General features: G+C 71.5%; 28 protein-coding genes. 11 read left to right on the top strand and 17 right to left on the bottom strand.

What is annotated here, in order from left to right:
- Nucleotides 1-106: 106 nt before the first annotated feature.
- The 3 genes from BLR91_RS12125 (at nucleotide 107) to BLR91_RS12115 (ending at nucleotide 2,587) form a co-directional block, all read left to right on the top strand.
- Nucleotides 107-1,450, top strand: a complete 1,344-nt coding sequence (locus tag BLR91_RS12125) for an MFS transporter (protein WP_089875073.1) — start codon at nucleotides 107-109, stop codon at nucleotides 1,448-1,450.
- 88 nt (nucleotides 1,451-1,538) lie between these two features.
- On the top strand, nucleotides 1,539-1,742 hold the full coding sequence (locus tag BLR91_RS12120; RefSeq protein WP_018190249.1) for a hypothetical protein: 204 nt from the start codon (nucleotides 1,539-1,541) through the stop codon (nucleotides 1,740-1,742).
- A gap of 56 nt (nucleotides 1,743-1,798) precedes the next feature.
- Nucleotides 1,799-2,587, top strand: a complete 789-nt coding sequence (locus BLR91_RS12115; RefSeq protein ID WP_089875075.1) for an EAL domain-containing protein — start codon at nucleotides 1,799-1,801, stop codon at nucleotides 2,585-2,587.
- Between the two features lie 61 nt (nucleotides 2,588-2,648).
- Here the strand turns inward: BLR91_RS12115 and BLR91_RS12110 are convergent, their stop codons facing one another.
- Entirely contained in the window at nucleotides 2,649-2,906 is a 258-nt protein-coding gene (locus tag BLR91_RS12110; protein WP_018190251.1) for a hypothetical protein, read from the bottom strand.
- Between the two features lie 125 nt (nucleotides 2,907-3,031).
- Here BLR91_RS12110 and BLR91_RS12105 point away from each other — a divergent pair, with 125 nt between their 5' ends.
- Complete coding sequence (locus BLR91_RS12105) at nucleotides 3,032-3,346, top strand: DUF7882 family protein (RefSeq protein WP_089875077.1); 315 nt, start codon at nucleotides 3,032-3,034, stop codon at nucleotides 3,344-3,346.
- A gap of 138 nt (nucleotides 3,347-3,484) precedes the next feature.
- Complete coding sequence (locus BLR91_RS12100) at nucleotides 3,485-3,742, top strand: hypothetical protein (RefSeq protein ID WP_018190253.1); 258 nt, start codon at nucleotides 3,485-3,487, stop codon at nucleotides 3,740-3,742.
- A gap of 101 nt (nucleotides 3,743-3,843) precedes the next feature.
- On the opposite strand, the gene BLR91_RS12095 is transcribed toward BLR91_RS12100, so the two are convergent.
- Nucleotides 3,844-6,402 carry a DUF4062 domain-containing protein gene (locus BLR91_RS12095; protein ID WP_089875079.1) on the bottom strand — a complete coding sequence of 853 codons (2,559 nt, stop codon included), beginning with the start codon at nucleotides 6,400-6,402 and terminating at the stop codon, nucleotides 3,844-3,846.
- Between the two features lie 126 nt (nucleotides 6,403-6,528).
- Here BLR91_RS12095 and BLR91_RS12090 point away from each other — a divergent pair, with 126 nt between their 5' ends.
- Nucleotides 6,529-6,804, top strand: a complete 276-nt coding sequence (locus tag BLR91_RS12090; RefSeq protein ID WP_089875081.1) for a hypothetical protein — start codon at nucleotides 6,529-6,531, stop codon at nucleotides 6,802-6,804.
- Nucleotides 6,805-6,843: 39 nt separating this feature from the next.
- Here the strand turns inward: BLR91_RS12090 and BLR91_RS12085 are convergent, their stop codons facing one another.
- The 8 genes from BLR91_RS12085 to BLR91_RS12050 form a co-directional block, all read right to left on the bottom strand.
- On the bottom strand, nucleotides 6,844-7,491 hold the full coding sequence (locus tag BLR91_RS12085) for an NADPH-dependent F420 reductase (RefSeq protein ID WP_089875083.1): 648 nt from the start codon (nucleotides 7,489-7,491) through the stop codon (nucleotides 6,844-6,846).
- A 52-nt stretch (nucleotides 7,492-7,543) separates the two neighbouring features.
- On the bottom strand, nucleotides 7,544-8,716 hold the full coding sequence (locus BLR91_RS12080) for an OmpA family protein (protein WP_231918898.1): 1,173 nt from the start codon (nucleotides 8,714-8,716) through the stop codon (nucleotides 7,544-7,546).
- Between the two features lie 107 nt (nucleotides 8,717-8,823).
- Nucleotides 8,824-9,729 (bottom strand): hypothetical protein, encoded by a 906-nt coding sequence (locus BLR91_RS12075; RefSeq protein WP_089875087.1) that lies wholly within the window; start codon nucleotides 9,727-9,729, stop codon nucleotides 8,824-8,826.
- Nucleotides 9,730-9,739: 10 nt separating this feature from the next.
- Nucleotides 9,740-10,093, bottom strand: coding sequence for a hypothetical protein (locus tag BLR91_RS12070; protein WP_018190258.1), 354 nt, complete (start codon nucleotides 10,091-10,093; stop codon nucleotides 9,740-9,742).
- A complete protein-coding gene (locus BLR91_RS12065) occupies nucleotides 10,080-10,754 on the bottom strand; it encodes a hypothetical protein (RefSeq protein ID WP_018190259.1) in 675 nt (224 codons plus the stop codon). The genes BLR91_RS12070 and BLR91_RS12065 overlap by 14 nt, the downstream gene beginning before the upstream one ends.
- A gap of 84 nt (nucleotides 10,755-10,838) precedes the next feature.
- Nucleotides 10,839-11,525, bottom strand: coding sequence for a glycosyltransferase (locus BLR91_RS12060; protein WP_089875089.1), 687 nt, complete (start codon nucleotides 11,523-11,525; stop codon nucleotides 10,839-10,841).
- On the bottom strand, nucleotides 11,522-12,772 hold the full coding sequence (locus BLR91_RS12055; protein WP_231918897.1) for a PIG-L family deacetylase: 1,251 nt from the start codon (nucleotides 12,770-12,772) through the stop codon (nucleotides 11,522-11,524). Before BLR91_RS12055 ends, BLR91_RS12060 begins: the two co-directional genes overlap by 4 nt.
- 20 nt (nucleotides 12,773-12,792) lie before the next feature.
- Nucleotides 12,793-13,803: an acyl-CoA dehydrogenase family protein gene (locus tag BLR91_RS12050; protein ID WP_231918896.1), complete on the bottom strand. Its 1,011-nt coding sequence runs from the start codon at nucleotides 13,801-13,803 to the stop codon at nucleotides 12,793-12,795.
- 128 nt (nucleotides 13,804-13,931) lie between these two features.
- Between BLR91_RS12050 and BLR91_RS12045 the strand changes: the two genes are divergently transcribed.
- A complete protein-coding gene (locus BLR91_RS12045) occupies nucleotides 13,932-14,747 on the top strand; it encodes an ABC transporter ATP-binding protein (RefSeq protein WP_089875095.1) in 816 nt (271 codons plus the stop codon).
- Nucleotides 14,744-15,538 carry an alpha/beta fold hydrolase gene (locus tag BLR91_RS12040; RefSeq protein WP_089881411.1) on the top strand — a complete coding sequence of 265 codons (795 nt, stop codon included), beginning with the start codon at nucleotides 14,744-14,746 and terminating at the stop codon, nucleotides 15,536-15,538. Before BLR91_RS12045 ends, BLR91_RS12040 begins: the two co-directional genes overlap by 4 nt.
- Here BLR91_RS12040 and BLR91_RS12035 read toward each other — a convergent pair.
- Nucleotides 15,531-16,925, bottom strand: coding sequence for a DUF2252 domain-containing protein (locus BLR91_RS12035; protein ID WP_089875097.1), 1,395 nt, complete (start codon nucleotides 16,923-16,925; stop codon nucleotides 15,531-15,533). The two genes, BLR91_RS12040 and BLR91_RS12035, sit on opposite strands and share 8 nt — an antisense overlap.
- A 100-nt stretch (nucleotides 16,926-17,025) precedes the next feature.
- On the opposite strand from BLR91_RS12035, the gene BLR91_RS12030 reads away from it, so the two are divergent.
- Both BLR91_RS12030 and BLR91_RS12025 read left to right on the top strand, forming a co-directional pair.
- Entirely contained in the window at nucleotides 17,026-17,379 is a 354-nt protein-coding gene (locus BLR91_RS12030) for a hypothetical protein (protein WP_089875100.1), read from the top strand.
- 97 nt (nucleotides 17,380-17,476) lie between these two features.
- Entirely contained in the window at nucleotides 17,477-18,565 is a 1,089-nt protein-coding gene (locus BLR91_RS12025) for an ATP-binding protein (protein WP_089875102.1), read from the top strand.
- Between the two features lie 51 nt (nucleotides 18,566-18,616).
- On the opposite strand, the gene BLR91_RS12020 is transcribed toward BLR91_RS12025, so the two are convergent.
- From BLR91_RS12020 to BLR91_RS11995, 6 genes are all read right to left on the bottom strand, one after another.
- Nucleotides 18,617-19,861: an AI-2E family transporter gene (locus BLR91_RS12020; protein ID WP_089875104.1), complete on the bottom strand. Its 1,245-nt coding sequence runs from the start codon at nucleotides 19,859-19,861 to the stop codon at nucleotides 18,617-18,619.
- Nucleotides 19,862-20,017: 156 nt separating this feature from the next.
- On the bottom strand, nucleotides 20,018-20,509 hold the full coding sequence (locus BLR91_RS12015) for an SHOCT domain-containing protein (protein WP_020075280.1): 492 nt from the start codon (nucleotides 20,507-20,509) through the stop codon (nucleotides 20,018-20,020).
- 116 nt (nucleotides 20,510-20,625) lie between these two features.
- On the bottom strand, nucleotides 20,626-21,498 hold the full coding sequence (locus tag BLR91_RS12010; protein ID WP_089875106.1) for an NAD(P)H-hydrate dehydratase: 873 nt from the start codon (nucleotides 21,496-21,498) through the stop codon (nucleotides 20,626-20,628).
- Nucleotides 21,491-22,198 (bottom strand): histidine phosphatase family protein, encoded by a 708-nt coding sequence (locus tag BLR91_RS12005; protein ID WP_089875107.1) that lies wholly within the window; start codon nucleotides 22,196-22,198, stop codon nucleotides 21,491-21,493. Before BLR91_RS12005 ends, BLR91_RS12010 begins: the two co-directional genes overlap by 8 nt.
- A complete protein-coding gene (locus BLR91_RS12000; protein ID WP_089875109.1) occupies nucleotides 22,195-23,145 on the bottom strand; it encodes a hypothetical protein in 951 nt (316 codons plus the stop codon). Before BLR91_RS12000 ends, BLR91_RS12005 begins: the two co-directional genes overlap by 4 nt.
- Nucleotides 23,146-23,154: 9 nt before the next feature.
- On the bottom strand, nucleotides 23,155-24,012 hold the full coding sequence (locus BLR91_RS11995; RefSeq protein ID WP_089875111.1) for a helix-turn-helix transcriptional regulator: 858 nt from the start codon (nucleotides 24,010-24,012) through the stop codon (nucleotides 23,155-23,157).
- Between the two features lie 101 nt (nucleotides 24,013-24,113).
- Between BLR91_RS11995 and BLR91_RS11990 the strand changes: the two genes are divergently transcribed.
- Nucleotides 24,114-24,887 (top strand): SDR family oxidoreductase, encoded by a 774-nt coding sequence (locus BLR91_RS11990; protein ID WP_089875113.1) that lies wholly within the window; start codon nucleotides 24,114-24,116, stop codon nucleotides 24,885-24,887.
- Nucleotides 24,888-24,915 lie beyond the last annotated feature (28 nt).

Genomic DNA, 24,915 nt, shown 5'->3' with positions numbered 1-24,915 from the left:
CCTCCGCCCCACCGTCGAGTCCGCGAACTTTGCACATCCCCGCGGCGTTCCGCGTGCAGTTTGTGCGTACTCGACGGTGGGGCGGAGGGGCGGGTAGGGTTCGCGTATGACGGCGGCGTCACCGGAGCGGGGCATGCGCACCTTCGCGCAGGTGCTCGTCAACACGGCCGTGGCCAACGTCACGACGAGCTACCTCTGGTTCGCCCTGACCTTCTGGGTCTACCTCGAGACCCGGTCGGTGCTCGCGACCGGCATCGTGGGCGGTGCCTACATGCTCCTGGTCGCGGTGTTCTCCATCGTCTTCGGCACGATCGTCGACCGGCATCGCAAGCAGTCCGTCATGATGCTCGCCTCGCTGCTGACGCTCGCGTCCTTCTCGATCGCCGGTGTGCTCTATCTGATCTTCCCCGAGGAGGCGCTGCTCGACCTGGGCGGCCCGATGTTCTGGATCTTCGCGGGCATCATCCTGTTCGGTGCCGTCGTCGAGAACCTCCGCAACATCGCCCTGTCGACCACGGTCACCCTGCTCGTCCCCGTCGAGCGCCACGCCAACGCCAACGGGCTCGTCGGCACCGTCCAGGGTCTCGCCTTCATCGTCACCAGCGTCTTCAGCGGCCTCTCGATCGGCCTGCTCGGGATGGGGTGGACGCTCGTCATCGCGATCGTCCTGACCGGGCTGGCCGCCCTCCACCTGCTCATGCTGCGCATCCCCGAGGAGCTCCCGGAGCGCGACGCGTCGGCGTCGGCCGTCGACCTGCGTGGGAGCATCGCGGCGATCCGCCAGGCGCCCGGACTGTTCGCCCTCATCATCTTCTCGACGTTCAACAACCTGATCGGCGGCGTCTACCTCGCGCTGATGGACCCGTACGGTCTCGAGCTCTTCGCCGTGGAGGTGTGGGGCATCGTCCTCGGTGTCGCCTCCACCGGGTTCATCATCGGCGGGCTGGTCGTGGCGAAGTTCGGCCTCGGCAAGAACCCCATCCGGACCATGCTGATCCTGGTCGCCATCATGGGACTGCTCGGCGCGACCTTCACCCTCCGTGAGTGGTGGCTGCTGTACGCGGCCGGCATCTGGGCGTACATGGCGCTCATCCCGGCCGTGGAGGCGTCGGAGCAGACGGTCATCCAGAAGATCGTGCCGTTCGCCCGGCAGGGTCGCGTGTTCGGTTTCGCGCAGGCGCTGGAGTCGGCCGCGGCCCCGATCACCGCGTTCCTGATCGCGCCGGTGGCGCAGTTCCTGATCATCCCGTACATGGCGTCCGAGTCGGGTTCGGCGACGTGGGGCTGGCTCCTCGGCGACGGCAGCGCGCGGGGGATCGCCCTGGTGTTCCTCGTCTCCGGCCTCATCATGGTCGCGCTGGCGCTCGGCGCGTTCCTCACCCGCTCCTACCGCCTCCTCTCCGCGGAGTACCGGGGGAGCGCCACGGATGCGGTGATGACGATTCGGTGAACAGGCCGAGTCGGGTCTGCCCCGTAAGCTGTGGACTGGCTATGCTTCGGATCGTTCGGGGGGAAGGCCATCCGGAGGGGGAAGGGCCATGTACGGTCTGTCATCGGCGGGAGCATTCGCCGCAGCGGTCGCTGTCGCGGCGATCGTCCTGCTGCTCGCGCCCGTGGGCGAGGCGGTGTCGCCTGTCGTCCAGGCGGTGGATCTGGTGGTCGCCGGGGTCGCGGGGGCGGCCGCAGCGACGTTCTTGAGCATCGCGGGAGGTCAGCGGCACCGCCGCCGACGCGCCCGCTAGCGCCACACCCCTGTTCTCCGCAAGGGGTCCCTCAAAAGTTGACAACCTAGCCTGGCGTGGGAATCATCACGAAGGTGACGTTGGTGGACGGGACCCTCGAGGACTTCGCCCGCGATTTCGAGATCGCGCTGGCGCAGCGCCAGGTCACGGCCGCCTACCAGCCGCAGATCGACGTCGCCGACGGCACGGTCGTCGGTGTGGAGGCGCTCGCCCGCTGGACGCATCCGGAGCACGGTGAGGTCGCTCCCGACGTCTTCGTCGACATCGCGCAGAAGACCGGCCTGCTCCCGCTGCTGACGGCTCGGATCATCTCCGACGTGACGTCGGAGTACATCCCGGGCTGCACCATCGATGTGGCGGTCAACGTCTCGGCGACCCAGCTGGAGGATCCCTCCCTCTACGACATGTTCGAGGGCGCCTTCGCGACCGGCCGGTGCGACCCGGAGACGCTCATCGTCGAGGTGACCGAGAGCTACAGCATCGAGCATCCCGAGCGGGTCGCTGCTCCACTGGAGGCGCTCGCCGCGGCCGGCGTCACGATCTCGGTGGACGACTTCGGGACAGGGCATTCGTCGTTCGCGCGGGTCGAATCCCTGCATGCCAGCGAGCTGAAGCTCGACAAGAGCCTGGTGCAGGCGGATGACCGGGTTCACGAGGTCGCCCAGATCATCGGCGAGGCGCACCGCCGCGGCATCCGCGTCGTCGGCGAGGGCGTCGAGAGCCGCGGGCAGCTCGACCGGCTTGCCGCCGCGGGCTGCGACCGTGCCCAGGGGTACTGGATCGCACGCCCGCAGCCGGCCACGTCGCTGCTCTCGTGGTACCGGATGCGCACCCGCGAGTCCTGACACAGAACGCGCCCGGCCTGTGGTCAGGCCGAGCGCGTCCAGGTCGTCCGGTGAGCGGTGCTCAGAGTGCGTCGAACGAGTCGATGTCGACGCGCGACTCCTCCTGACGGGGAGCGGGCGGGTCGACCTCGATCTGCGCCCAGGTGACCGGCATGCCGGGGGAGAAGAGCACGTCCACGCCGGGGCCGCCGCGGAGCGGGGGGATGGTGACGTAGCCGCCGCCGGCTCGTACGGCCTCGAGGATCTTCCCGCGCAGGTCGTCCACCGGATCGGGGAGGAAGTAGTCCTTTCCATCGACCGTGAGGCGGTGAACGATCATGCGGCGATCCTTTCCGTGGGGATGATGTAGAAGACTATCGCGCGGTCACGATACACCTGTATTCCGGACGGGTAAGCTCGCAGCAGCGCCGCAAGGCGCCACGAACGACCAGAGGAAAGGCATCCGTGGGCACACTGCGCTACGACGGCGAAAGCTACGAACTCGACGACCGCCTGCTGTTCCACATGCAGATCGCGATCAGCACCAAGCTCCGCCGTGGGGAGAACTTCTTCCTCACCTGGCCGGTGCCGGCCGAGCTCGGCAGCGGTCGTCACACCGTCTGGGTCGACAACGGCGTCCCCCTGCACATCTTCTTCTCCGGCTCCAAGGTCCCGACTCTCAACAAGGACTGGATCGAGGCCATGATCCAGACCGCCAGCAGGGCCTCCGGGATGATCGTGATGGAGGAGTCCGAGATCCGCCCGAATCCCCGGGGTTGAGGCTGGCCCAGCGCTTATAGCGGAAGCGTTTCACGAAAACAAGGCCCCCCGATTTTCTTGCTTCACCGAGCGGGTAGTTCGATCATCTAACTAGATCTTCGAATCGCACCACGACGGAAGAGAAGTTAGGAAAGAGCCATGGCCGAGTCCCTCGCAGAAATCGTCGACCTGCCCACCGAGTACGTCTCGTGGCACTCGCCGGCGGCCGCCCTCTGGGTCGCCTCGACGCCGACCGCGTACGTGGGCATGGTGGACCGCAACCACGACGGTTTCGTCGCCACCGACTGCACCGGCCGTGAGCTGGGCGTGTACGGGACGCTGGAGTCCGCACGCGTCGCCGTCTACGGCGCCTGGGTCGCACCGGCACCGGCCGAGGAGCAGGCGCTCATCGCCTGACCCCCTGAACCATCCCGGCCGGCGTTTCGGGTGCGCCAACCGGGATCCGACGGAGCCCCGGCACCTCCTCTGGTGCCGGGGCTCCCATCGTTAACGAGCGCTCAGTTCAGGCTCGGCTCCGCGAGGGCTTCGGCGACGGCCTGCTCGACGCTGAGCTCGCGACCCTCGGACACCGCGGCCGCCAGCCGCCCGGCCGGCGCCACGGAGGCGAGGCGGTCCAGGTACCGCTGGTGGAAGGTGAACGTCGGCCCGTTGTGGGTTCCCGACCGCTCCCGCAGTGCGTGTGCGGCCCCGGCGAGGCGCCCGGCCCGCTCGACGTCGCCGGCGAGGGCGGCCACGGCCGCAAGGCCCTCGAGCCCGTATGCGATCCCCTCGATGTGTCCGAGCGACGTGGACAGGGTCACACTCAGCGAGAAGTCCTTCCTGGCGTCCTCGGGCGAGCCGAGCAGGAGGTGCGCCCAGCCCAGGTGATAGGAGGCGATCCGGCCACCGACGGCATCCCCGGCCCGCTGCGTGAGGGCGAGGGACTCGTCGAACCGCTCGAAGGCGGCGTGCAGCTCCTGCCGCAGCAGCGCTACCCGGCCGAGGAGCACGAGCGCCATCGCCTCGCCCCACACGTCGCCGGTCTCGCGGAACAGCCGCAGGCTCCGCTCCATCACGTCCGATGCGCGGTCGGTATCCGGTTTCTCGCCGGCGAGGAGCGCGAGGGCGAGGGAGATCTGCGCCATCGCCTCGCCGGAGCGGTCGGCGCAGCGGCGGAACAGGTCGGCGCTCTCCGCGAGATCGGCGGCGACGCGTCCGTCCGGGTCCTTCCAGAACCGGATGGTCCGCGTGAAGTAGAGCGCGACCGCGCGCGTGCGGTCGTGGAGGGCCTCACCCGACTCGAGCGGTTCGTCCATCCACGTGCGCACCTCGCCGAGCAGGCCGATCACCCAGAAGTACAGGAAGAGGTTGAAGGCGAGCTCGGCTGCCCGGTCCCAGTCGCGGGCGTCCAGCAGGTAGCGCTCGGCGGCGCGGAGGTTGTCGCGCTCGTCGCCGAGCCGCTGCATCCACTCGCGCTGCCCTCCGCCCTTCAGCGGCAGCCGCGCCCGTGCGCCGAGGTCGATGAAGTACCTGGCGTGGGCGTCGCGGGCGCTCTCGAGCTCGCCGTCGCCGTGGAGCTGCTCCCTGGCGTACTCGCGGACGATCGCCTGCATCGTGAAGCGCGGCCGGTCGTCGCTGTCGTGCTGGGCGACGAGGCTGGAGTCGACGAGCACGGCGAGATCGGACAGCACGTCGGCATCGTCGCCGTCCGCGCCGACGAACTCCGCCGCCTCCAGGGTGAAACCGCCCTCGAACACTCCCAGGCGGGCGAGCAGACGGCGCTGCTCCGGCGCCAGCAGCTGCGTGCTCCACTCGATCGTGCGGCGGATCGTCTGCTGCCGCTCCGGGAGGTCGCGCGACCCGCCGACGAGCACCGAGAGTCGCCGGTCGAGGCGGTCCAGCAGCTCAGCGGGGGAGAGCACCCGGATGCGCGCGGCCGCGAGCTCGATCGCCAGCGGCACGCCGTCGAGCGCCGTGCACACACGGGCGACCGCGTCGGCGTTCTCCGCGGTGATCTCGAAGTCGGGCTTCACGGCGTGCGCCCGCTCGACGAAGAGATTGACCGAGGAGTCCTCGGCGAGCGGTCCGACGTCATAGCTCTGCTCGGCGCTCACCCGCAGCAGCGTCCGGCTGGTCACCAGCAGTGCGACGCCGGGGGCGGCCGCGAGCAGACCGGTCAGCAGGGGCGCCGCATCCAGCACCTGCTCGAAATTGTCGAGGACCAGCAGGATGCTGCGGTCGCGCAGCGCCGTCGCGAGGTTGTCGAGGATGGGCGCGTCTCCGGTGTCGCGCACGCCCAGGGCCTGCGCGATGCGGTTCGGTACCCGCTGCGGGTCGTGCACCGCCGAGAGGTCGACGAACACCGCTCCGTCGTCGAAGTGCTGGGCGGCGGCGCGCGCTGCCGCGATCGCGAGCCGGCTCTTCCCGATGCCACCTGGGCCGACCAGCGTCACGAGGCGGGTGCCGCGCGCGAGCCGATCGCCGATCGCCGCGATGTCCGCCTCCCGCCCGACGAGCCCGGTCAGCGGGACCGGCAGTCGCACGGGCTCAACGACGCGGTCGGCGTCGCTCGCCACATCGGCCGTGATGAGGGCACGGCTCTGGTCGAAGCGCTCGGCGAGCAGCGTGGCGAGGTCGTTCTCGATCAGCTGCGCGAGCTCTTTGGGCGTCTCGAAGTACTTGTATGCGGCACGGTCGTCGTCGCGGATGCGCGCAAGCAGTGTGGCGAGGCGCGGCTCGCGGTTGTCGGCCGGGCTCTTGACGTAGAGCAGGCGAGGCAGCTCGGTAGGGCAGAGGTTGTACTCGTCCTCGAGGCCGGAGACCTCCTCGTCCGGGGCGACCCAGCCGTAGCGCTCCCAGTACAGACCGAGGAAGACGTCGCTCTGCTCCAGGTAGGCGCGGTAGAGCTCGCGCGGAGGATGCGGCCGGGCGCCCAGTTCGAACATGACGGGGGCGAGATGCAACCGCTCGATGGCGGTCCGCGCTGCCCGGCGCTCAGCGGCGAGCTCCTGCAGCGTGGAGGAGACGAAGATCCGCAGCCGCTGGTCCGGCGTGCGGATTACATGAGGGTGGCTCATGTCACGTCATTGTGTTGCTTCGATGTGCAAATGTACAGAGGGCGTGCCGCGCGAGCCCACTAGCACTCCGGATCCGTCATGCGCAAGGAGGTTTAGAGGATCCGCGATCGGAGGTTAGCTAGGAAGGTGAAGGAAATCGCGTGGTACGTACTGGGCTTCGCGCTGGCGGTCTGCGCCATCGCCGTGGGGCTGCTCCTGGCGCCCGACGCCGCCGACGCCACCGAGGGTCCGGGCGGCCTGCTGCAGCATCTGACCCCCACCGAGTGGGCCGATCTCGTGGTGGCCCTGGTGTTCGCCGCGATCGCGTTCGTCAGCGGCAGCTACCTGTCGTCGCGTGCGGCTGCGGAGGCCGACGACACCGCACTGACGGTGGAGCTCGTCACCGCGCAGCGCGCGGGCTGACGGGCCGGGGCGCGACGGGATGACGCGCCCCGGCTCTCGTCACCTGTCGCGGTAGCGCTTCGCGGCGGCCAGCGCCTCACGCAGGCCGGCGGCGTCGTAGCGGCGGACGTAGGCCGGTGTGTCTCGCTGGGCGCGCCATCCCTCGGACAGCTCGCCGACGTCGACGGTGTCGAATCCGAACTCGTCGATCAGCGCGGCGACGCGCTCGCGGGCGGCCGGGTCGTCTCCGGCGACGATGAGGGCGCGGCGGTCCGGGGTGCCGGCGGGCAGGCTCTGGCTGGTCAGTTCGGCGGCGCCGATGTGGTTGAAGGCCTTCACGACGTGCGACGTCGGCAGCACCTTCTGCAGGCGCTCGGCGACGGTGGTGGACTCGTCGTCCAACTCCGCGATGTGCCCGTCGCGCTGTGGGTAGTAGTTGTTCGTGTCGATGACGATCTTGCCGGCCAGCTCCTCGACCGGCAGCGTCGCCTCGGCGGCGAGCGGGGTCGTGACCACGACGATGTCGCCGGCGGCGGCCGCCTCGGCCGGGGTGGCGGCTCGGGCGTGCTCGCCGAGCTCGTCCACGAGGCCGCTCAGCGTCTCCGGGCCGCGCGAGTTGCTGAGCACGACGTCGTAGCCGCGGGCGACCGCGAGGCGGGCGAGCTGGGAGCCGATGTGTCCTGAACCGATGAATCCGATTGTCGTCATACCTGCCGGAACCGGAACGGGCTCTGGATGATTCCCGCCGGCCGCATCCCGATCAGCCGCAGAGCCCGACGCCCGCCGAGGTGAGGATGACGGTGCGGTTCTGCTCGGCGACGGCGTCCGAGTACGCACCGGACGCGTCGGTCTCCTCCTTCCAGCCGCACCATTCGAAGCCGACCCCCGCGGTCTGGAGCAGCGTGGCGGGCACGCCGAGACCCACCAACGCCGCCTTGACCGCATCCGCCCGCTTCAGCGAGAGCGCGGTGTCGGCGGTGTTGTCGGTCGCCTGGTCCTTGGATGCGGTGCCCGTGATGGTCACCGGCTTGCCGTTCTGCTCGATCGCGGGCACGAGCGTCGCGAGCACCTTCTGGGCCGCGGCCGGGTCGGAGAAGTCCGCCGTGTCCTTGGTGAAGAGCAGCTCGCTGTTGCGGATGACGACGGGCTTCGACCAGTCCGTCTTCGTGGCGACCGGCTCGATGGTCACCGGGGTCACGGCCGGGAGACCGGCGGCCGCGTTCCCAGAGGCCGGCTCGGGCAGCAGGGAGAGGGTTCCGCCGGCCGCCGTGATCACGGCGGACCAGATCGCCTCCAGGTTGCTGCGCGCGGGGACGGTCAGCGGCTGCTGCGCGCCCGCGGTGTCGCCCATCCCGGACCAGTACACGGTGACGCCCTTCAGGTCCGTCGGGAGCAGCTTCCGGGAGGTCAGGTCGGAGACCACCTGCGCCGGATCGGCGTAGAGCAGGCCGGTTCCGGCGAAGTTCAGCGGGTCGGTGGTCTGCAGCCCGCTGCCGACGACGATGACGCCCATCGGGTCGCTGCCGAGGTTGCGCGACGCCTGGTCGATGGCGCCCAGGTAGTCGACCTCCGGCGCCGACGCCTTGAGACCGTCGATGTAGGAGGTGATCTGCGTGAGCTTGGTGCGCTGGTCGTTCTGGCAGACGATCGCATCCTGGGCCGACGAACCGAGCGCGGTCGTGCCCATGACCTGCGGGGTGCCGGACGGCACGACGACGGTCACGCTGCCGTTCGTCTTGCCTGCTGCCTGCAGCTGGGCGGACGCGGATGCGGGGATGCTCACGGCCGGCGCATTCGCCGTGCTCCCGGCGACGACCCCGAGGTTGCGCTTGTGCGACTGGTCGCACGCCTCGCCGGATGCCGTCGCCGGCGCGCACGCTGCGAGTCCCGCGACGACCGCCACGACGACCCCTGCAACTGCTCCCGCCCGCATGCCGCGCTTCCCCCACCGTCGAGTCCGCGAAGACTGACCGCTCTCGTGGCGCGTCGCGTGCAATGTGTGCGTACTCGACGGGGGGAGGTGGGGCATGTGGGAGCCTTTCACGCGGTCGGGGAGGTGGGGGAGGAGGGGGAGGTGGGGGATGCGGAGGCCCCGGGCGGCAGGGGTGGGGCGAGGTCGGGGGTCTCGACGCTGCGGCGGGCGCGCAGCTCGCGGATGATCTGGCTGGTGCTCTCCGGGTCGCGCTCGCGCTGCGCCAGACGGGTCGCGAGCTGGGCGCGCACCACATCCATCCGGGAGTGGAACGTCACGCGGGCGCCGGTGTAACGGACGGCGTCGTGCGCATCGAGCTGCAGGGCCAGGCGCGTGCGCTCCTCCGCGGCGACCGCCTCGCCGTGCAGCCGATCGCGAAGCAGCCGCAGCCGCGCGGCCTGCGCGTGCGCCTTCTCGGCCGCGGTGAGGAGCGGTTTCGTCGTCAGCCACGCCACGACGAAGCTGAGGGCGCCAGAGGTGGCCAGCACACCCAGCATGAGGAACGCCATGATCGTATCCGGCGCTGTCCACGAGAACCCGGCAGGCGCTGCCGTCTGCGCACCGCCCACGAGCCCGGTGAGTCCGCCCGCGTTCTGCGCGTCGATGCCCGCTTTGATCCGGGCGATCGTGATGGCGGCGAGGATGGCGGCCCAGACTAGTCCGAGCACGACCGAGGTGATGATCCACCTGCGCGACATGACGCCCGCCTGGACGCGGCGGAGCAGGATGGCCACGACGTGCGGCAGCGTGACGACCGCGAGCGAGATGCCGAGCGTGATGACGTACATCTGCAGCCCGATCGACCCGTACTGGCTGTCGTTGCGCAGCAGCAGGGTCAGCGCCTGGGCGAGCAGGATGTAGTCCACCGCGATCATGGCGACGAGCAGCACGTAGACCATGACGTGGGCGAACGGGGAGACGTGGCCGACGTGGGGACGCAGGCGCGGAGGGCGGGTGACGATGTCGCGAGCCATGGGCGGCCTCTCAGGCGTAGGAGTGGAAGTCGGGGTCGTGACCGGCCAGCTTGGCGTCGAGCCGCTCGACGTCCTGGTCGGCCCGGCGGATGTCGTCCTCGGCCCGTTGCAGCGCCCGGCGGATGAGCTCCTGCCGCGCCTGCGCTTCGGCGACGCGGGCCGAGGCCGCTGCGACATTCCGGGTGCGCTGCCGCTCGAGCTCGGCGACCCCGGCGCGCTCGAACGCGGCGAGCTCGTGCTCGAACACCTCCAGGGTCTCGACGTCGACGGCGTGGCGCATGCGGCGCAGCCGTCGGAGCAGCCGTCGGCGGAGGCCGCCGGTGGCGGGGACGCGGTAGTCGGTCAGTCGGTCACGCCGAGGCATCGGTCCTCCTGTGGTGGTCGTCGTTGCCGGCGGCGGCGACGCCGGCGGTCTCCTCACCCGCGGTGCGGGCTGCGGCGATGGGGTGCAGGGCGTCGACGGCGGTGCCGCGCGAGGTGAGCCAGCCGGAACGCTGCAGCGCGGGTGGATGCGCGGACACGCGTCCCGATGTCGCCTGGCGGAGGGCGCCCCAGTACACGGCGGCCTTCTCGTCGGAGCGGTCGAACATCCGTGCCGCCCGCAGTTGCGCCGCGGTGAACCGCGCGTTGATCAGGGCACTGAGCTCGTCGCTGCGCCGGTGTGCCCGGCGGATGCGCCGCTCCAGCCGCCGCAGCTCCTCGAACGCGGTGCCCTGTCCTTCGGCGATGCGGAGCCGGTCGCCCTCGGGAAGCCGGTCGATCCGTTCCTCGTACGTGTCGAGGTCGGAGCGGAGGGCGGAGGTGAGGACGCGGTGCTCGGTGAGCTCGCGACGCATGCTGCGAAAGAAGCGCTGCTCCTCCCGGCGGGCGAAGGCGTCGGCCCTGGCCTGCAGGGTGGCGACGGTCGGCGATGTCCGGTCGCCCGCATCCACCTCGGTGTCATGGACGGTGGCCGCGTCGCGGCGCGCCAGCCGGACCAGGCGGCGTCGGGCGAACGGCCCGAGTCTCAGCGGCTGCGTCGTCATAACGGGCGAGCGTAGGGAGTCGGCCTGTGCGTCCCCTAGGTGTAGGTCGAAGGAAGCCCGAACGTGACCCAACCGTGACCGCGGTCAGCGGTCGGCCGCCAGCGCCTCCAGATAGCCCGCGTACCCCTCCGGTGCACGCCCGCGCAGCCGGGCGGAGGTGACGACCGGCTCGTGCTCGGACGACAGCATCACGATGCCCGATTCCCGCAGCCGCGCGGCCAGGCGGACGTCCTCCGCGGTGGCGAGCGGCGGGAAGCCGCCGGCCCGGCGGTAGGCGGATGCCCGCATCCCCAGGTTCGCGCCGTGCACGTGGCCGAGGGTGGCGCCAGGGGGATGCCGGTCCTCCCAGACGCGGCGGCGCTCGGCGTCGAGATCGTCGAGCACCGGGACGACGGCGCCCGTGTAGGCGTCGGCGTGCCGGGCCGCGCGCAGGTGCTCGGCGAGCCACCCGCGCGGAACCGTGCCGTCGGCATCGGTGAACGCCAGCCACACGCTCTCCGGGCGCTGTCTACTGCCGGCGAGCGCCGTCTCGACGCCGAATGCACGGCTGCGGCCGACGTTCCCGAACTCCACGGTCACCGTGCGAACAGCAGGATGCCGTGCCGCGATCGCCGCCGAGCCGTCCGTGCACGCGTCGAGCACGAGGACGATGTCCGTCGGCACCTCGACGATCGCGCCGGCGGCCTCGACCGACGCGAGGCAGGCGTCGAGTGTCGGAGCCTCGTCGCGGGCGGGGATCACGACGACCGCTCGACGGATGGCGGGCCTCATCGCAGGACCTCCAGCACGAACTCCTCATCGCGATGCACGACCGCAGTCCGCAGACGGGAGCGCTCGCGGAACCGGTCGTGCGCTGCCTCTCCTGACTGGGCGAAATCGTCGGAGTCGCCCGTCCAGTGGCAGAGCAGCACCTCGCCGCCCGGCGCGAGGGACCCGACGATGCGGTCGATGACGGCATCCCACTCGTCTTCGGCAAGGTAGTACGCCAGCTCGGAGACGATCACGAGGTCGGTGCCGTGGTCCGCGGCCACCGGCCACTGCTGCGGGACGCGCATGCGCTCGACCACGACGTTCGGCCGGTCGCGCAGCCGCTCCGCCGCGGCCTCCACGGCCGACGCGGAGCCGTCCACCGCGATGAGCTCATCGCACCGATCGGCGAGCACCAGTGTCGTCTCCCCGATCGAGCAGCCGAGCTCGACTGCTCGGCCGTACCGCTCGCGGGGGAGGGAGGCGGCGAGCACCGCCCGTCGCCTCCGTTCGTACCAGCGCGTGCGGACACGCCACGGGTCGTCGCGTTCGTGGTGCATCCGCTCGAAGTGCTGATCCGCCGGCTCGGGCGGCTCGATGACGACCTCGCGGCCGTCGGCCGCACGCGCCACGAAGCCCGGCTCCAGTACACCCTCCGGGTTTTCGGGGGTTCGCAGCTGCGAGGGGAATGCAGCGAGAGCGGTGCGCTTGCTGGTCCGCTCGCCGGCGTCGAGGACGACCTCGCGCACCCGCCGCCACGGGACGTCGGCCGGAGTGCCCCACTGCCAGAGCCACACCGGGTAGAGCAGGATGCGCAGTCCGCGCTCCCGGGCGGCCGCGACGACCTCCCGCCCGAGGGTCCGGTGGTCGCCGTGCCGGTCGCCGGTCCACGGCGCGAGCACCAGGCGGTTCCGCGCCTCCGACGGCGCGTCGAGGATCTCCGCGATCGCGGCGCGGAGGTCAGCCGTGTGGTGTTTCAGGGCGCCGTCGGGCAGACCGAGCGGCACGACGGGCTGCGCCGCGGGAGTCGTGGGGAGGCCGAGGGACGCGAGTGCGGCATCCAACTCATCCAGCCTTCCGTCATCGCACGCGGCGGCGACCACGACCCGGGCCGGGAACCCGGCCCCGGCGGCACGCGCGAGCAGACCACCGACGCCGAGCGTCTCGTCGTCGGGGTGGGCGGAGAAGACGATCAGTTCGTCCGGCTGTTCGTCGAACGCGGGGACACCGGACCACTCGTCCAGCGCCTCCCACGCTTCCGGGTCCGTCACGGCTGTCCGCGGGTCGAAGCTCACCACCAGACGGACCGCGCATCCAGCTGGGCGAGCCGCTTCGCGAGCGACTCGTCGTCGCGGCCGCGGTGGTACTGCGACACGTACAGTTCGAGGTCGGCGGCGCGGCGGGCGTGCGCCTCGTCGAAGGCGAGGGCCGCCGGTCCGAGCAGGTCGCGCACGGCCGCGAGGGTCAGCACGACCGCGTCGGCGACCGTTCCGCGCACGGTGTGGGCGAGCGCCGCCGCCTCGTCGCCGTCCACTCCGGCGTCGATCAGGCCCGCCGCGTTCTCCAGCTGGAGGCGCCCCGACTCCAGCGCGCGGTACAGTTCCCCGACCCGGGCGGCAAGGAGCGGATTCCCGGGGGCGGCGGCCCGCGTCGTCAGGGCGCGGAACAGCGGGAGGCAGCCGCCCCACCAGCACGCGGCGACGCCGATGCCGCCCCAGCGGAATCCAGGTCGATCCAGATACCAACCGGCCGCGCCGACCGGTTCAGCGGCGGCGTTCTCGAAGCGGAGCGGACCGCTCTCCACCTCGGCGAGCCCGCGCGCGACCCAGGCGGCCGGCTCGGCCGTGACGGCGTCCTGGCGAAGGTCGACCGCGAACATCCTCCGCTCGTCGCCGACGGTCGCGGTGACGAGACCGTGGGTCAGGTGACCGCCGAGCGAGCACCACGGCTTGGCGCCGTCGAGTGTCCATCCGTCGGCACTCCGCACGGCTTCGAGGGCCGTGCCCGGGGCCTCCGCCGCGAACACGCCCCACGTCGTCCCTGTCGCGGGGTGTGGGAGCCCGGCCTCAGCGAGGATCGCGAGCGCATCGAGGTGCGGTTCGAGCACCCGCGCGGCCGTCAGGTCGATCGCCGCGATCCGCGAGAGCGTGCCGAACCGCTCCGCCGTCCGCCCGCCGCCGGGCAGAGGGACCGCATCCGGTGGCACGTGCGAGAGGGCCCCCAGCAGCGGGACCACCCGGCCGGGCGACTCCGCCGCGACCTCCTCGTATCCGGCGAGGGCGGTCGGCGTGGGGGTCGTCATATCCACACCGTCGCACGATGCGGGCGTCCGGACGAGTCCCTTGACGGCGACCGGGTGGATGCGCAACGCCCTCGCCGCCCGATAAGGCGCCGCCCCGGACAGGGTGCCGCCCCGGATAGGGTGAATCGGTGACCCCGACCGCCGCAGACAGCGTCCTCGAACTCCGCGATGTCACGTTCCGCCGTGACGGCACCCAGATCCTCGACGGGATCGACCTCACGGTCCGGGCGGGAGAGCACTGGGCACTGCTCGGCCCGAACGGCGCGGGCAAGTCGACGGTGCTCGGGTTCTGCGGCGCCCTCACCTTCCCGACCTCCGGGACCGTGGATGTGCTGGGCCGCCGGCTGGGACGCGTCGAGCTGCAGGAGCTGCGGCGGCACATCGGGCACGTCAACCCGCGGCACCCCGTCCGGTCTCCGCTCACCGTGACCGAGGTCGTGCTCACCGGCATCACCGGCACACTGGAACTGCCGATGCGGTGGGAGCCGACAGAGGAGGAGGTCCGCCGTGCGCACGATCTCATCCACTCGGTCGGTCTCGACGAACGCCGGGAGGCGCGCTGGCCCACGCTCTCGCAGGGCGAGCGCGGGCGCTCACTGATCGCGCGGGCCCTCATCTCGGAGCCCCGGCTGCTGCTGCTCGACGAGCCGACGACCGGCCTCGACGTCGCGGCGCGGGAGCAGCTGCTGGAGACGATCGACGGGCTCGCGCACACGGCGCCGGAGCTCGCCAGCGTCCTGGTCACCCATCACCTGGAGGAGCTGCCGGAGACGACGACGCACGCCCTGCTGATCGCGCACGGACGCATCGTGGCGCGGGGCGGCATCGACGAGGCGGTCACGACGGAGACCGTCACGCGGGCCTTCGAGCACCGCATCCGGGTCGAGAAGGCCGACGGCCGGTGGAGTGCGCGCGCGGTGCGGGAGCGCGCGATCCCCGCATGAGCAGCTTCGCGACAGCCGACGACGGAACGCCGATCGCCTTCGACGAGCGCGGCGTCGGGGTGCCGGTGCTGCTGATCGCCGGGCAGGCGACCGGGATGCACGGCTGGGGCCCGTTCGCCGACGCGCTGGCGCAGGACTTTCGCGTCATCGTGTTCGACCATCGCGGGATCGGGGCCAGCGGCGAGGGCGACACCACACGTTACTCGACGCGCGAGTTCGCCTCCGACGCGATCGCCGTGCTCGATGCCGCAGGCGTCGCCGCCGCCCACGTCATCGGCCACTCGATGGGCGGCCGCGTAGCGCAGTGGATGGCCGCTGAGGATCCCGCGCGTGTACGGCGGCTGGTCCTCATCGCCACCTCCGCCGGCGACCGCACAGCGCAGCGCCGCGATCCCTCGGCGATCGCCGACCTTCTGAGCGGCGACCGCGACCGCATGCTGCCGCAGTTCTTCGACGATGCGTGGGCGGCCGAGCATCCTGGCGACGTAGACCGCTTCTTCTCGCGCGTCGCCGGCCGTCCGGCGCTCCGCGGGCACTTCGCCGCCAGCAGGGACCATGACGGGACGGACGCGCTGGCACGCATCCGCGCCGAGACGCTGGTGATCCACGGCACCCGGGATGTGCTCACCCCGCTGGAGCACGCGCGCCTGCTCGCGGGCGGCATCCCGAACGCGACGCTGCTCGAACTCGACGCCCGCCACGGCCTCCACCTCGACACTCCGGCGGTCGAGGACGCCGTGCGGGCATTCCTCGACCGTGGCGCCGCGGGACTCCGCCCCGCCGTCAGCTGACCGCGAACCCTCCCGCTCGGGCGACCTCGACGAACTCGCGGTAGTCGGCCTCCGCCTGATCGGCGTATCGCTCCGCCCACGTCGTCGCGGCGTGGGCGAACGCCGGTCCGGAGCCGAGGTAGCCGGAGACGAACGCCGACTTCGGAGAGCGCGCGTGCGCCCGGGCCAGTACGACGGCGCACACCCGGGCGTAGTCCGAGAACTGTGCGGCGTTCATCGACGGGATGTCGAACGACGCGTTGCGGTTGCGGAACTGGCGCAGGTAGAAGGCGAATCCTTCGACCCGGATGAAGCCGAGGAACGGGTCGGACACCGCCTGCAGGATGCGCTGGCACGCGACGACGCGGTAGCCCTGGTCGTCCGGGAGCAGGGAGAGGTCGAGGTAGCCGGGCAGAGGTGCCACCCCGCCGAACCGTTCGACGACCGAGGCGCTCGCCTCCTTCAGCTGCAGGATCACCGGCTCGCCGATCGGCCCGCGCAGCGCGATCACGAAGCAGCGCGTGCCGACGCTGCCCACTCCGACGACGCGCCGGGCCACGTCGTCGACGCGCAGCTGCGAGGCGAGGAGGGCGGTGTTGGGCGGGAGCGTGCGGCGGTAGCGGTCGTACGCATCCTGGGCCAGGGCCTGGATCTCCGGCTCCGCCCGCCGCAGGATCGGCGGCCGGTCGACGAAGCGCAGCACACCGTCCTCGTCGGCGCGGAGCGTGCGTCGGGCGGCATGCTCGGTCGTCCGCTTCTTCGACTCCTTGGTGACCTGGCGGATCAGCTGCTCCATGTCCGCGCTGAGCCGTCCGTGGCCGGACGTCACGGAGGTCGGCGTGAAGTAGCGGGCGGTCAGCGGCTCGGTCAGCGCCTCCTGCAGCCAGCGGCGGTAGGCCTCCCCGGCCGACCGCGTCGTGTCCCGCACGAATTCGGGCGACATCCCGAGCGACCGCCCGGCGAGGACGATGCTGGTGAGCATCCGCTTGACGTCCCACTCCCACGGCCCGACCGTCGACTCGTCGAAGTCGTTGATGTCGAACACCATCGCGTTCTCGGGTGAGCGGTACATCCCGAAGTTGGAGATGTGGGCGTCGCCGCAGACGACGACCTCCGCACCCGTCGTGGGTGCCGCGGCCAGGTCGGCGGCCTGGATCGCCGCCGTGCCGCGATAGAAGGCGAACGCGTCGGCGCTCATCCGCTCCACCCGCAGGTCGACGAGATTCTGCAGGCGGTCCTCGTGCTGGGAGCGGAGGATGCCCATCGGGTCGCGCCCGGGCGGGGGCACGTAGTCCGCGTGGGCGGAGCGCGGCAGCGTGGCCCGGGCTGCACGCCCGGCCGCGGCCAGCTCCTCGGGAGTGAGCGGGGTCTCCGCGCGCTCACCCGCTTCTGCGACATCCAGAGTCATGCCGCACCTCCTTCGGGAGCGACGTGCCCGCCCTCGCCGTCGGCTCTTCCGGCGAGCACGCGCTCATCATAGGTCGCGGTCTGCCGCTACGGTAAGCAGGATGCGGGAACAGATCGAGCAGGAGTGGATCGAGCACCGCCGTGAGGACGGCGAGCGCGTGGGCTGGCTGCGCCCGGACGGCGACGGCTTCGTGCCGATCGACCTCCTCGGCCGCGAGCTATCCGGCCCGACCGACTGGCTCACCGGCGAGGAGATGCTGGAGTCTGCGGGCATCGGCTACCTCGCCGACCGCTACCAGCTGCGCCTGGACGACGGCCGGTGGATGCGCGTGCGCATCACCGAGGTCTCCATCGACCGCATCGTGGTCAAGAAGGACGACTTCGGCGCCATCGACGCGCCCCAGATCGTCTACACGCTGCCGTTCCCCCTCCCGGAGAACCTCCGCCCGGAGTGATGGGCCGCCGGATTCCGGTCTGTCCGCGACGGGTGGCCCCGCGCTAGCATCGGCGCCACGCGGACGGGACACGGCCGCAGAACGGGGGACGAGCCGGATGATCCCGCTCACTGTCGGCACCACGGTGGATACACCGGAACGACCCGCCATCATCGACGGCTCGCGCTTCAACAGGCACACGTTCTGGTGCGGCCAGAGCGGCTCGGGCAAGACCTACGCGCTGGGCGTGGTGCTGGAGCAGTTGCTGCTCCACACCGAGCTGCCCGTCGCCGTGCTCGACCCGAACGCCGACTTCGTGGAGCTCGCGCACACACGCGACGGATCCGACGGAGACGCGGCCGAGCGGTGGGAGGGCTTCGACATCCGCGTGCTGCACTCCAGCACTCCGCGGGAGCCGCAGGTGCGCATCCGCTTCATCGACCTCAGCGTGCGCTCGAAGGGAGCCGTCGGCCGGCTCGACCCCATCGCGGACGCGGAGGAGTTCAACGCGCTGCTGCATCTGGAGGCGCGGCCGGAGCACTTCGAGCGCGGGACGTTCCTCAGCTCGCTGCTCGAGGCGGACGACCCCGCCCACCGGCGGCTCGGGCTGCGTATCGACAACCTGCAGATCCTCGACTGGCCGCTGTGGGCGATGGGCGGTGGATCCGCGGCCTCGGTCGTCGACGAGCGGCCGCGCGCCACCGTGCTCGATCTGGGCGGCTTCTCTCACCCCGGGGAGCCGCAGGCGGCGGCCCTCGGCATCCTCGAACAGCTGTGGGAGCGTCGGATGGAGCGGCGGCCGCTCCTGATCGTCATCGACGAGGCGCACAACTTCTGCCCGCCGGTCGCTCGCACCACGGTGGAGGCGCAGGTCACCGAGCAGCTCATCCAGATCGCCGCGGAGGGCCGCAAGTTCGGGCTGTGGCTGTTCCTGTCGACCCAGCGTCCGACCAAGATCCACCCGAACGTGCTCTCCCAGTGCGACAACCTCGGCCTGATGCGCATGAACTCGCCGCGCGACCTCGCGGAGCTGGCCGAGGTCTTCGGCTTCGTGCCGCACCACCTGCTGGAGCAGTCGCCGACCTTCCGCAAGGGCGAGGCGCTCTTCGCGGGCGCGTTCACCGAGGAGCCGCAGCTGGTCCGCATCGGCCGGCGCCTGACCGTCGAGGGCGGGGGCGACCTGTCCGTGCAGGGCAGCGGGGTCTAGTCCGGCGTCTCGTCCCCGGGGCGTCGCGGGTTCGCGAAGCCCCGCTCCCCACTACTTCTGCGCGTGCTGCTGCTTGCGCTCCGTCTTCCGCTCGACGGCTTGCTCCTTCATCAGCTCGCGCGTGTGCGTGAGGTCGCCGATGATCGGCCGCCACAGGCGGGACCTCGGGTCGGAGTCGACGAGCACCGCGCGGACGAGCAATGTCAGCGGGATCGCCAGGATGGCGCCGATCGGGCCGAGGACCACGGCCCAGAACAGCACGGAGAAGAAGGTCAGAGTCTGGCTGAGGGCGACGGCGTTGCCGACCACCTTCGGCTGCACGATCGACTGCACGACGGCGTTGATCACCCCGTAGATCACGATGATCGCCACGACCGTGCCCCACCCGCCGGTCAGGAACCCGAAGACGAGGGGCGGCACGATGGCGATGAAGTAGCCGACGTTCGGGATGAAGCTGCACAGGAAGGACAGGATCGCCCACAGCAGAGCGGCCGGGACTGCGAGCAGCCACAACGCCACCCCGTTGATCACGCCCTGCACGATGCCGAGCAGCGTGGTGACCACCATGTACCGACGCACCGAGTGCGCGAAGCCGCCGAACGCGTAGACCAGGTTCGGCCGGGTCGGCTGCAGCTGTCGCAGCAGGGTCGGCGTGTATGCGGCATCCGCCGGCATGAGGATGAGCATCGTCAGCACGATCACCAGGAACGCGACCAGCCCCAGCGCATTGCCGAGGAGGCCGCCGAAGAACGACAGGAAGGTTCCCGGATCGAAACCCGCCTTGATCTGCTGCACCTGCTGCTGCCCGACGCCGATGCTCTGCAGCCAGTTCGTGAACTCCGTCCCGAGCTGCTGGAGCTGCGGCTTGTACTGCGGCAGCATCCCGATGAACTGCGCGGTCGCGATCCACAGCACGGCGATGAACCCGGCGAGCAGGGCGAACACGGTCAGGCCGACCGCGCCCGTGGCGAGGCCCTGCGGGGTGCCGTGGCGTTCCAGCCAGACCCGCACCGGCTGGGCGCAGATCGTCAGGACGAGCGCGAGCAGGGTCGGGGCGAGGATGCCGCCGATCGCGGCCATCCCGAACGAGATCACCACACCGGCCGCCAGGCCGAGCAGGATGCGCACGCCGCGCCCCATGCCGCCGGCCGGCCCCAGTTCGGTGTCCGGGTCGACGGGCTCCGCCGGTGCGACGGGGTGCTTGCGCCTGCGCGAGAAGGGCCAGCGACGGCCGGTCCGGTGGTCGGGCTCCGCCGGGGCCGAGGGCGGTGCCGGGATGGGGGCATCCTGGGTCATGAGCCGCTCCATTTCTGCGTCAAGAGCCGCGAAGCGGCCCGCGTGTGCGCCGGCTCATCCGCCGGGAGGGCGTGGCCGGACCGGACGCGACGCCGCAGTCGTCTGGCGACTGCTGCGCCGCGCCCGTTCGTCACGACGAACGCCCGACCGCGGGGGTCAGACCGTCGGCGCTGCCGGCGGCGGTGTCGCCGGTCCGGCCGGTGCGGCGGGTGCCGCGGGTGCCGCTGCGGAGGCGGCCGGAGCCGACCCGCCCGTCGCACCGTGGCTGCTGAGTGCGTGCGCCTTCAGGTGCGCGAACTCATCGGGAGTGATCGCGCCGCTGTCGAGCAGCGCTTTCGCCTTGGCGATCTCGTCCGCCGGGCTCGATCCGGCGACCTGCCGGATGTAGTCGTCCGTGGCCGCTTGATACTGCCTGGCCTCCTTCTGGTTGCGCTCCGCCATGCCGGGGCCGCGGGCGATCAGGTACACCAGCGCCGTCAGGAAGGGCACGAAGATCAGGAAGATGATCCACAGCGCCTTCCACCACCCGTTCAGCTTGTGATCACGGAACAGGTCGCTGATGATCGCGAACAGTGCGAACAGATAGGCCACGAAGGCGAAGCTCCAGAAGAAGAGCCAGATGACGCTCCAGAAGTTGCTCCAGTCCATGTTCGGTTTCCCCTCTCCACTCCAGCTCGGCGAGCCTGGATGTGGGCTGAGAGTAACGCCGCACCTGTTCGCGCGGCTAGACATATTCCGCGGCTGATGCCGAACTGCCGCCGGGGTCAGGAGAGGGCGTCGAGCTCCACGGTGAGGCGGTCGACGATCTCGGAGGCCAGGTAGCCGAGCCGGCCGACACTCGCGGCGAGCGCGTCGCCCGCCGAAGCGTGCAGGTAGGTGCCCCACACGGCGGCCTGGAGAGGGTCGGCGCCGCGCGCGGCAAGCCCGGCGATCGCGCCGGCCAGCGCATCCCCGCTGCCGGAGGTGCCGAGGCCGGGGTCCCCGTTGCCGACGGTCAGCAACCGGCCGTCGGGGGAGGCGACCCGTCCGAAACAGCTCACGGTCGCGCGGTAGCGGCGGGCGAGTTCGAAAGTGTCGGCATCCAGGTCGTCGGTGTCCCGGCCGAGCAGCCGCGCCGCCTCCTCGGTGTTGGGAGTGAGGATGCGCGGGACGTTCCCGACCAGCCGCGGATGCCCGGCGAGGGCTCCGAGGGCGTAGGCGTCGAGGACGAGCACGGTGTCGTGGCCTGCGGCGTGTGCGGCGCGGGGCAGCATCCGGGCGGTCTCCGCAGCGTCGTCCAGTCCCGGCCCGATGAGGACGGCGTCTGCGGACGCCAGGTCGGCGGCCGCGGCGCGGACACCGGCACCGCGCACGCTTCCGGACGAGGTCTCGGGAAGGGGCACGACGCCGCACTCCGGCAGGGCCACGGCGACCGGGGCGGCGACGGACGCGCCGACCGCGAGCGTCAGCCTCCCGGCTCCGACCCGCAGGGCCGCACGCCCGGCGAGCAAGGCGGCGCCGGGGGAGCGCAGGGCACCGCCGACCACGAGCACCTCGCCACGGGACCGCTTGGATCCGGACGGCTGGGGCAGCGGCCAGGCGCGCAGCAGCTCGGGGGTGACGCGCTCCGGTGCGGGCGTCGTCGTGCGCTCACGCATCGGTGCGCGCCTGGCCGGGGTGCTGGGTGGCGGGGAGCCCGGCCACCGCGAGGTGGGCGTCGTCGGCGAATGCCCGCAACGTCCACTCGGCGCCGTCGCCGGTCAACTCGGTGACCGAGGCGTTCGCGACGGGATGCGTCAGCAGGTGCTCGGCGAGCTGCCCCTCGGTCATGCGCAGCAGCACGTACAGGAAAAGGCTGACCACGGCGTCGTGGGCGAACACGACGACCGTGCCGGTCTCCGGGAGATCGCGCAGGAACGAGCGGATGCGCAGCGCCACATCCGTCCACGACTCGCCGCCCGGCGGGCGGTAGTAGAACTTGCCCGCCCAGCGCCGGCGCTCGGCCTCCAGCGGAAGCCGCCGCTCCACCCCGAGGGCGGTGAGGCGGTCGAGGATGCCGAGCTCGCGGTCGCGCAGGCGCTCGTCGAGCCGCAGCGGCACCTCCTCGCCGAGCGCGAACCGGGCGGTCTGGATGGCACGGCGGTAGGGCGAGCTGAATAGAACGGCGTCCGACGGGAGCGCGTCGCGAAGCCGGGCGCCGAGGGCGGCGGCTTGCAGCTCGCCGAGCGGCGAGAGCGTGATGTCGGGGTCGCGCGCCTCGACGGAGATCACTTCGGCTCCGGCCACCTCCGCGGCGGCCGCGGCCACGTTCGCCGTGCTCTCGCCGTGCCGGATCAGGAGCAGGGTGCGAGCGGTCATGCCCTGGACTGTACGCCCGCCCAGTCGAGCACGCGCAAGGCCCGCAGCGTGTTCCAGCGGCTGGGCTCGCCGATCTCCTCGAGCGGGATGGCCGGCCGGCCCGGCAGCAGCCGGTCGAGCGTCCAGCGACCGTCCGGTCCGCGGCGGGAGAGCACGGCCTCGACCGCTTCGGCGATGCGCTCGGCGATCCACCCCTCGGCCGTGAGGCCGGAAGCGCGCAGGTGGTCGAGTCCGCGCAGCACGTCGTAATGCCAGTAATAAGGGAAGGAGAAGCGCAGCCACTGTTCGTCGATCAGCTCGCCGGTGGACCGGCGCCGCATCATCCCGCGCACCAGCAGGTAATCCTGACCGCGCTTCAGCGGATCGTCCAGATCGGTGCGCCCGGTCGCATCGCGATAGGCGGCGAGGCCCTCCACGACGCAGATCGTGCTGTGGAACGAGCCGGGCGCATCCTTCGTCTCGGCGTAGCAGTTCCACCCGCCGTCGGTCTGCTGGCCGTCGAGCAGCTTCTCGACGAGAACGTCCGCGGGCCGGCCGAGCGCCGCCGCCGCGGTGAGCACCCGGCCGTTGATGCACGGCTCGACCTCTCCGTCGAAGAAAGGGCTGTCATCCCACTCCTCGCCCCAGTCGACGTTGGCGGCCACGCGGTCGATGGCTTCGCGCGTCCGCTCGCCCTCCGCGCCGAACAGCCCGAGCAGCAGCACGATGCTGTCGGTGGCGTCGCGGTCCTCCGGCTTCCACACCGTCCCGCCCCACGTCCCGCGGTCGTCCTGGCGGCGCAGCAGCTCGGCGCCCCAGCCATCACGCTCGACGCGGGAGCGCTCCTCGGCCACCTCGTCCGCCGGCGCTCCGAGCAGATCCTGCAGCGTCTGCCAGCGGATGGCGGGGTCGCCCTCCAGCAGCCAGCGGATGACCGCGTCGTCCCGGCTCCATCGCGCTTCGCCCACGCGGCCAGGCTACTCCCGCGGTGTCGCGGCGGCGAACGACTGGGTGCCCAGCACGCTGAGCAGCGCCAGCTTCTCGGCGGCCTCGGTGCGCGGAGCGGCCGTCAGCACCAGCAGGCACTGCGACTGGTCCTCGGTGAACAACGCCTGGCAGTCGAGCTCGATCGCGCCGAGCTCGGGATGGAGGAGGGTCTTGTGGTCCTCGAAGCGACGGGCGACCTCGTGACGCTCCCACAGCTCCGCGAACTCCGGGCTCTCCGCCAGCAGCGCCCGGACCAGCTCGCCGGCGCGCGAGCGCGGACCGAGTGCTCCGTACGCATCCCGCAGCGAGGCGACCTGTGCGCGGCTCTGGCGGGCGCGGTCCTCCTCCGGGTACTGCGCTCGCGCGTTGTCGGGATCGGTGAACCAGCGGTAGTACTCGCTGCGGGCGAGACCCGTGTAGCCGGAGCGGTCGCCGAGCAGCGCGACCGCCATGCGGTTCTGGACGAGCGTCTCGCCGAGATTGGAGAGCACCAGCGCCGGGGTGTCCTCGAGCCGGTCGAGCACGCGCTGCAGCGCGGGGGAGACGTGGCCGCCGCCCGAGAACCGGTCGGGGGTGTTGTGACCCGCGACCCGGTACAGATAGTCGCGCTCGTCGTCGGTGAGGCGGAGCGCCCGGGCGAGCGACGACAGCATCTGCTCGCTGGGCTGCGGCCCCCGGCGCTGCTCCAGCCGCGTGTAATAGTCGGTGGACATCGCGGCGAGCAGGGCGACCTCCTCGCGACGGAGCCCGGGCGCGCGACGGCGGAGTCCGTTCGGGAGTCCGACGTCCTCCGGGCGCAGCGTCTCGCGGTGGCGGCGCAGGAAGTCGGCGAGTGCGGCACGGTCCATCTCTCCATGATGACGCTGACCGCTGCCGCGAACCAGGGATCGGCGATCCCTGGATGACCGCTCCACTTCCTCGCCTGGCACGGCGCTCGCACAGTGGAGGCATGAACATCACAGGGAACACCGTCTTCATCCCCGGCGCCACCAGCGGCATCGGGCTCGCCCTCGCCGTGGCTCTGCACGAGCGCGGCAACTCCGTCATCGTCGGCGGCCGACGCACCGAGCTGCTCGAGCGGATCGCCGCGGAGCACCCCGGCATCGACACCGTCCGGATCGACACCGCGGACGCCGAGAGCATCCGCACCGCGTCCGCCGAGGTGCTGGCCTCTCATCCCGACCTCAACGTGCTGATCGCGATGGCCGGAATCATGCGCGTCGAGGACTGGCACACGCCCGCCGGATTCCTCGCCTCCGCCGAGTCGGTCGTGACCACCAACGTTCTCGGGCCGATCCGGCTGATCGCCGCTTTCGTCGAGCACCTGCAGACCCGTCCGGACGCGACCATCGTCACCGTGTCGTCCGGCCTGGCGTTCGCGCCGCTCGCCGCGACGCCCAGCTACAACGCCAGCAAGGCGGCCATCCACATGCTCAGCGAGAGCATCCGGCTGCAGCTGGCGGACACGACCGTGAGGATCGTGGAGCTCGAGCCGCCGTCGGTCCGTACGGGCCTCCTGCCGGGCCAGGAGGAGAGCGCGGTCGCCATGCCGCTCGACGAGTTCGTCGGCGAGGTCATGACGCTCATCGAGACGCAGCCCGACGCGAAGGAGCTCCAGGTGGAGCGCGTGAAGTTCCTGCGCTACGGCGAGGCGCGCGGCGACTACGACCGCGTGGTCGAGGTGCTCAACGCGTCCGACCCGCATGGCAAGGACGCGGCCTGACCCTGCGCCGCAGGGCGGTCCGGCACCG

Origin of the sequence: Leifsonia sp. 466MF, assembly GCF_900100265.1 — a bacterium.
Taxonomy (GTDB): Bacteria; Actinomycetota; Actinomycetes; order Actinomycetales; family Microbacteriaceae; genus Leifsonia.
The sequence above is the reverse complement of the archived record's forward strand: the minus strand, read 5'-3'. Positions and strand labels throughout refer to the sequence as shown.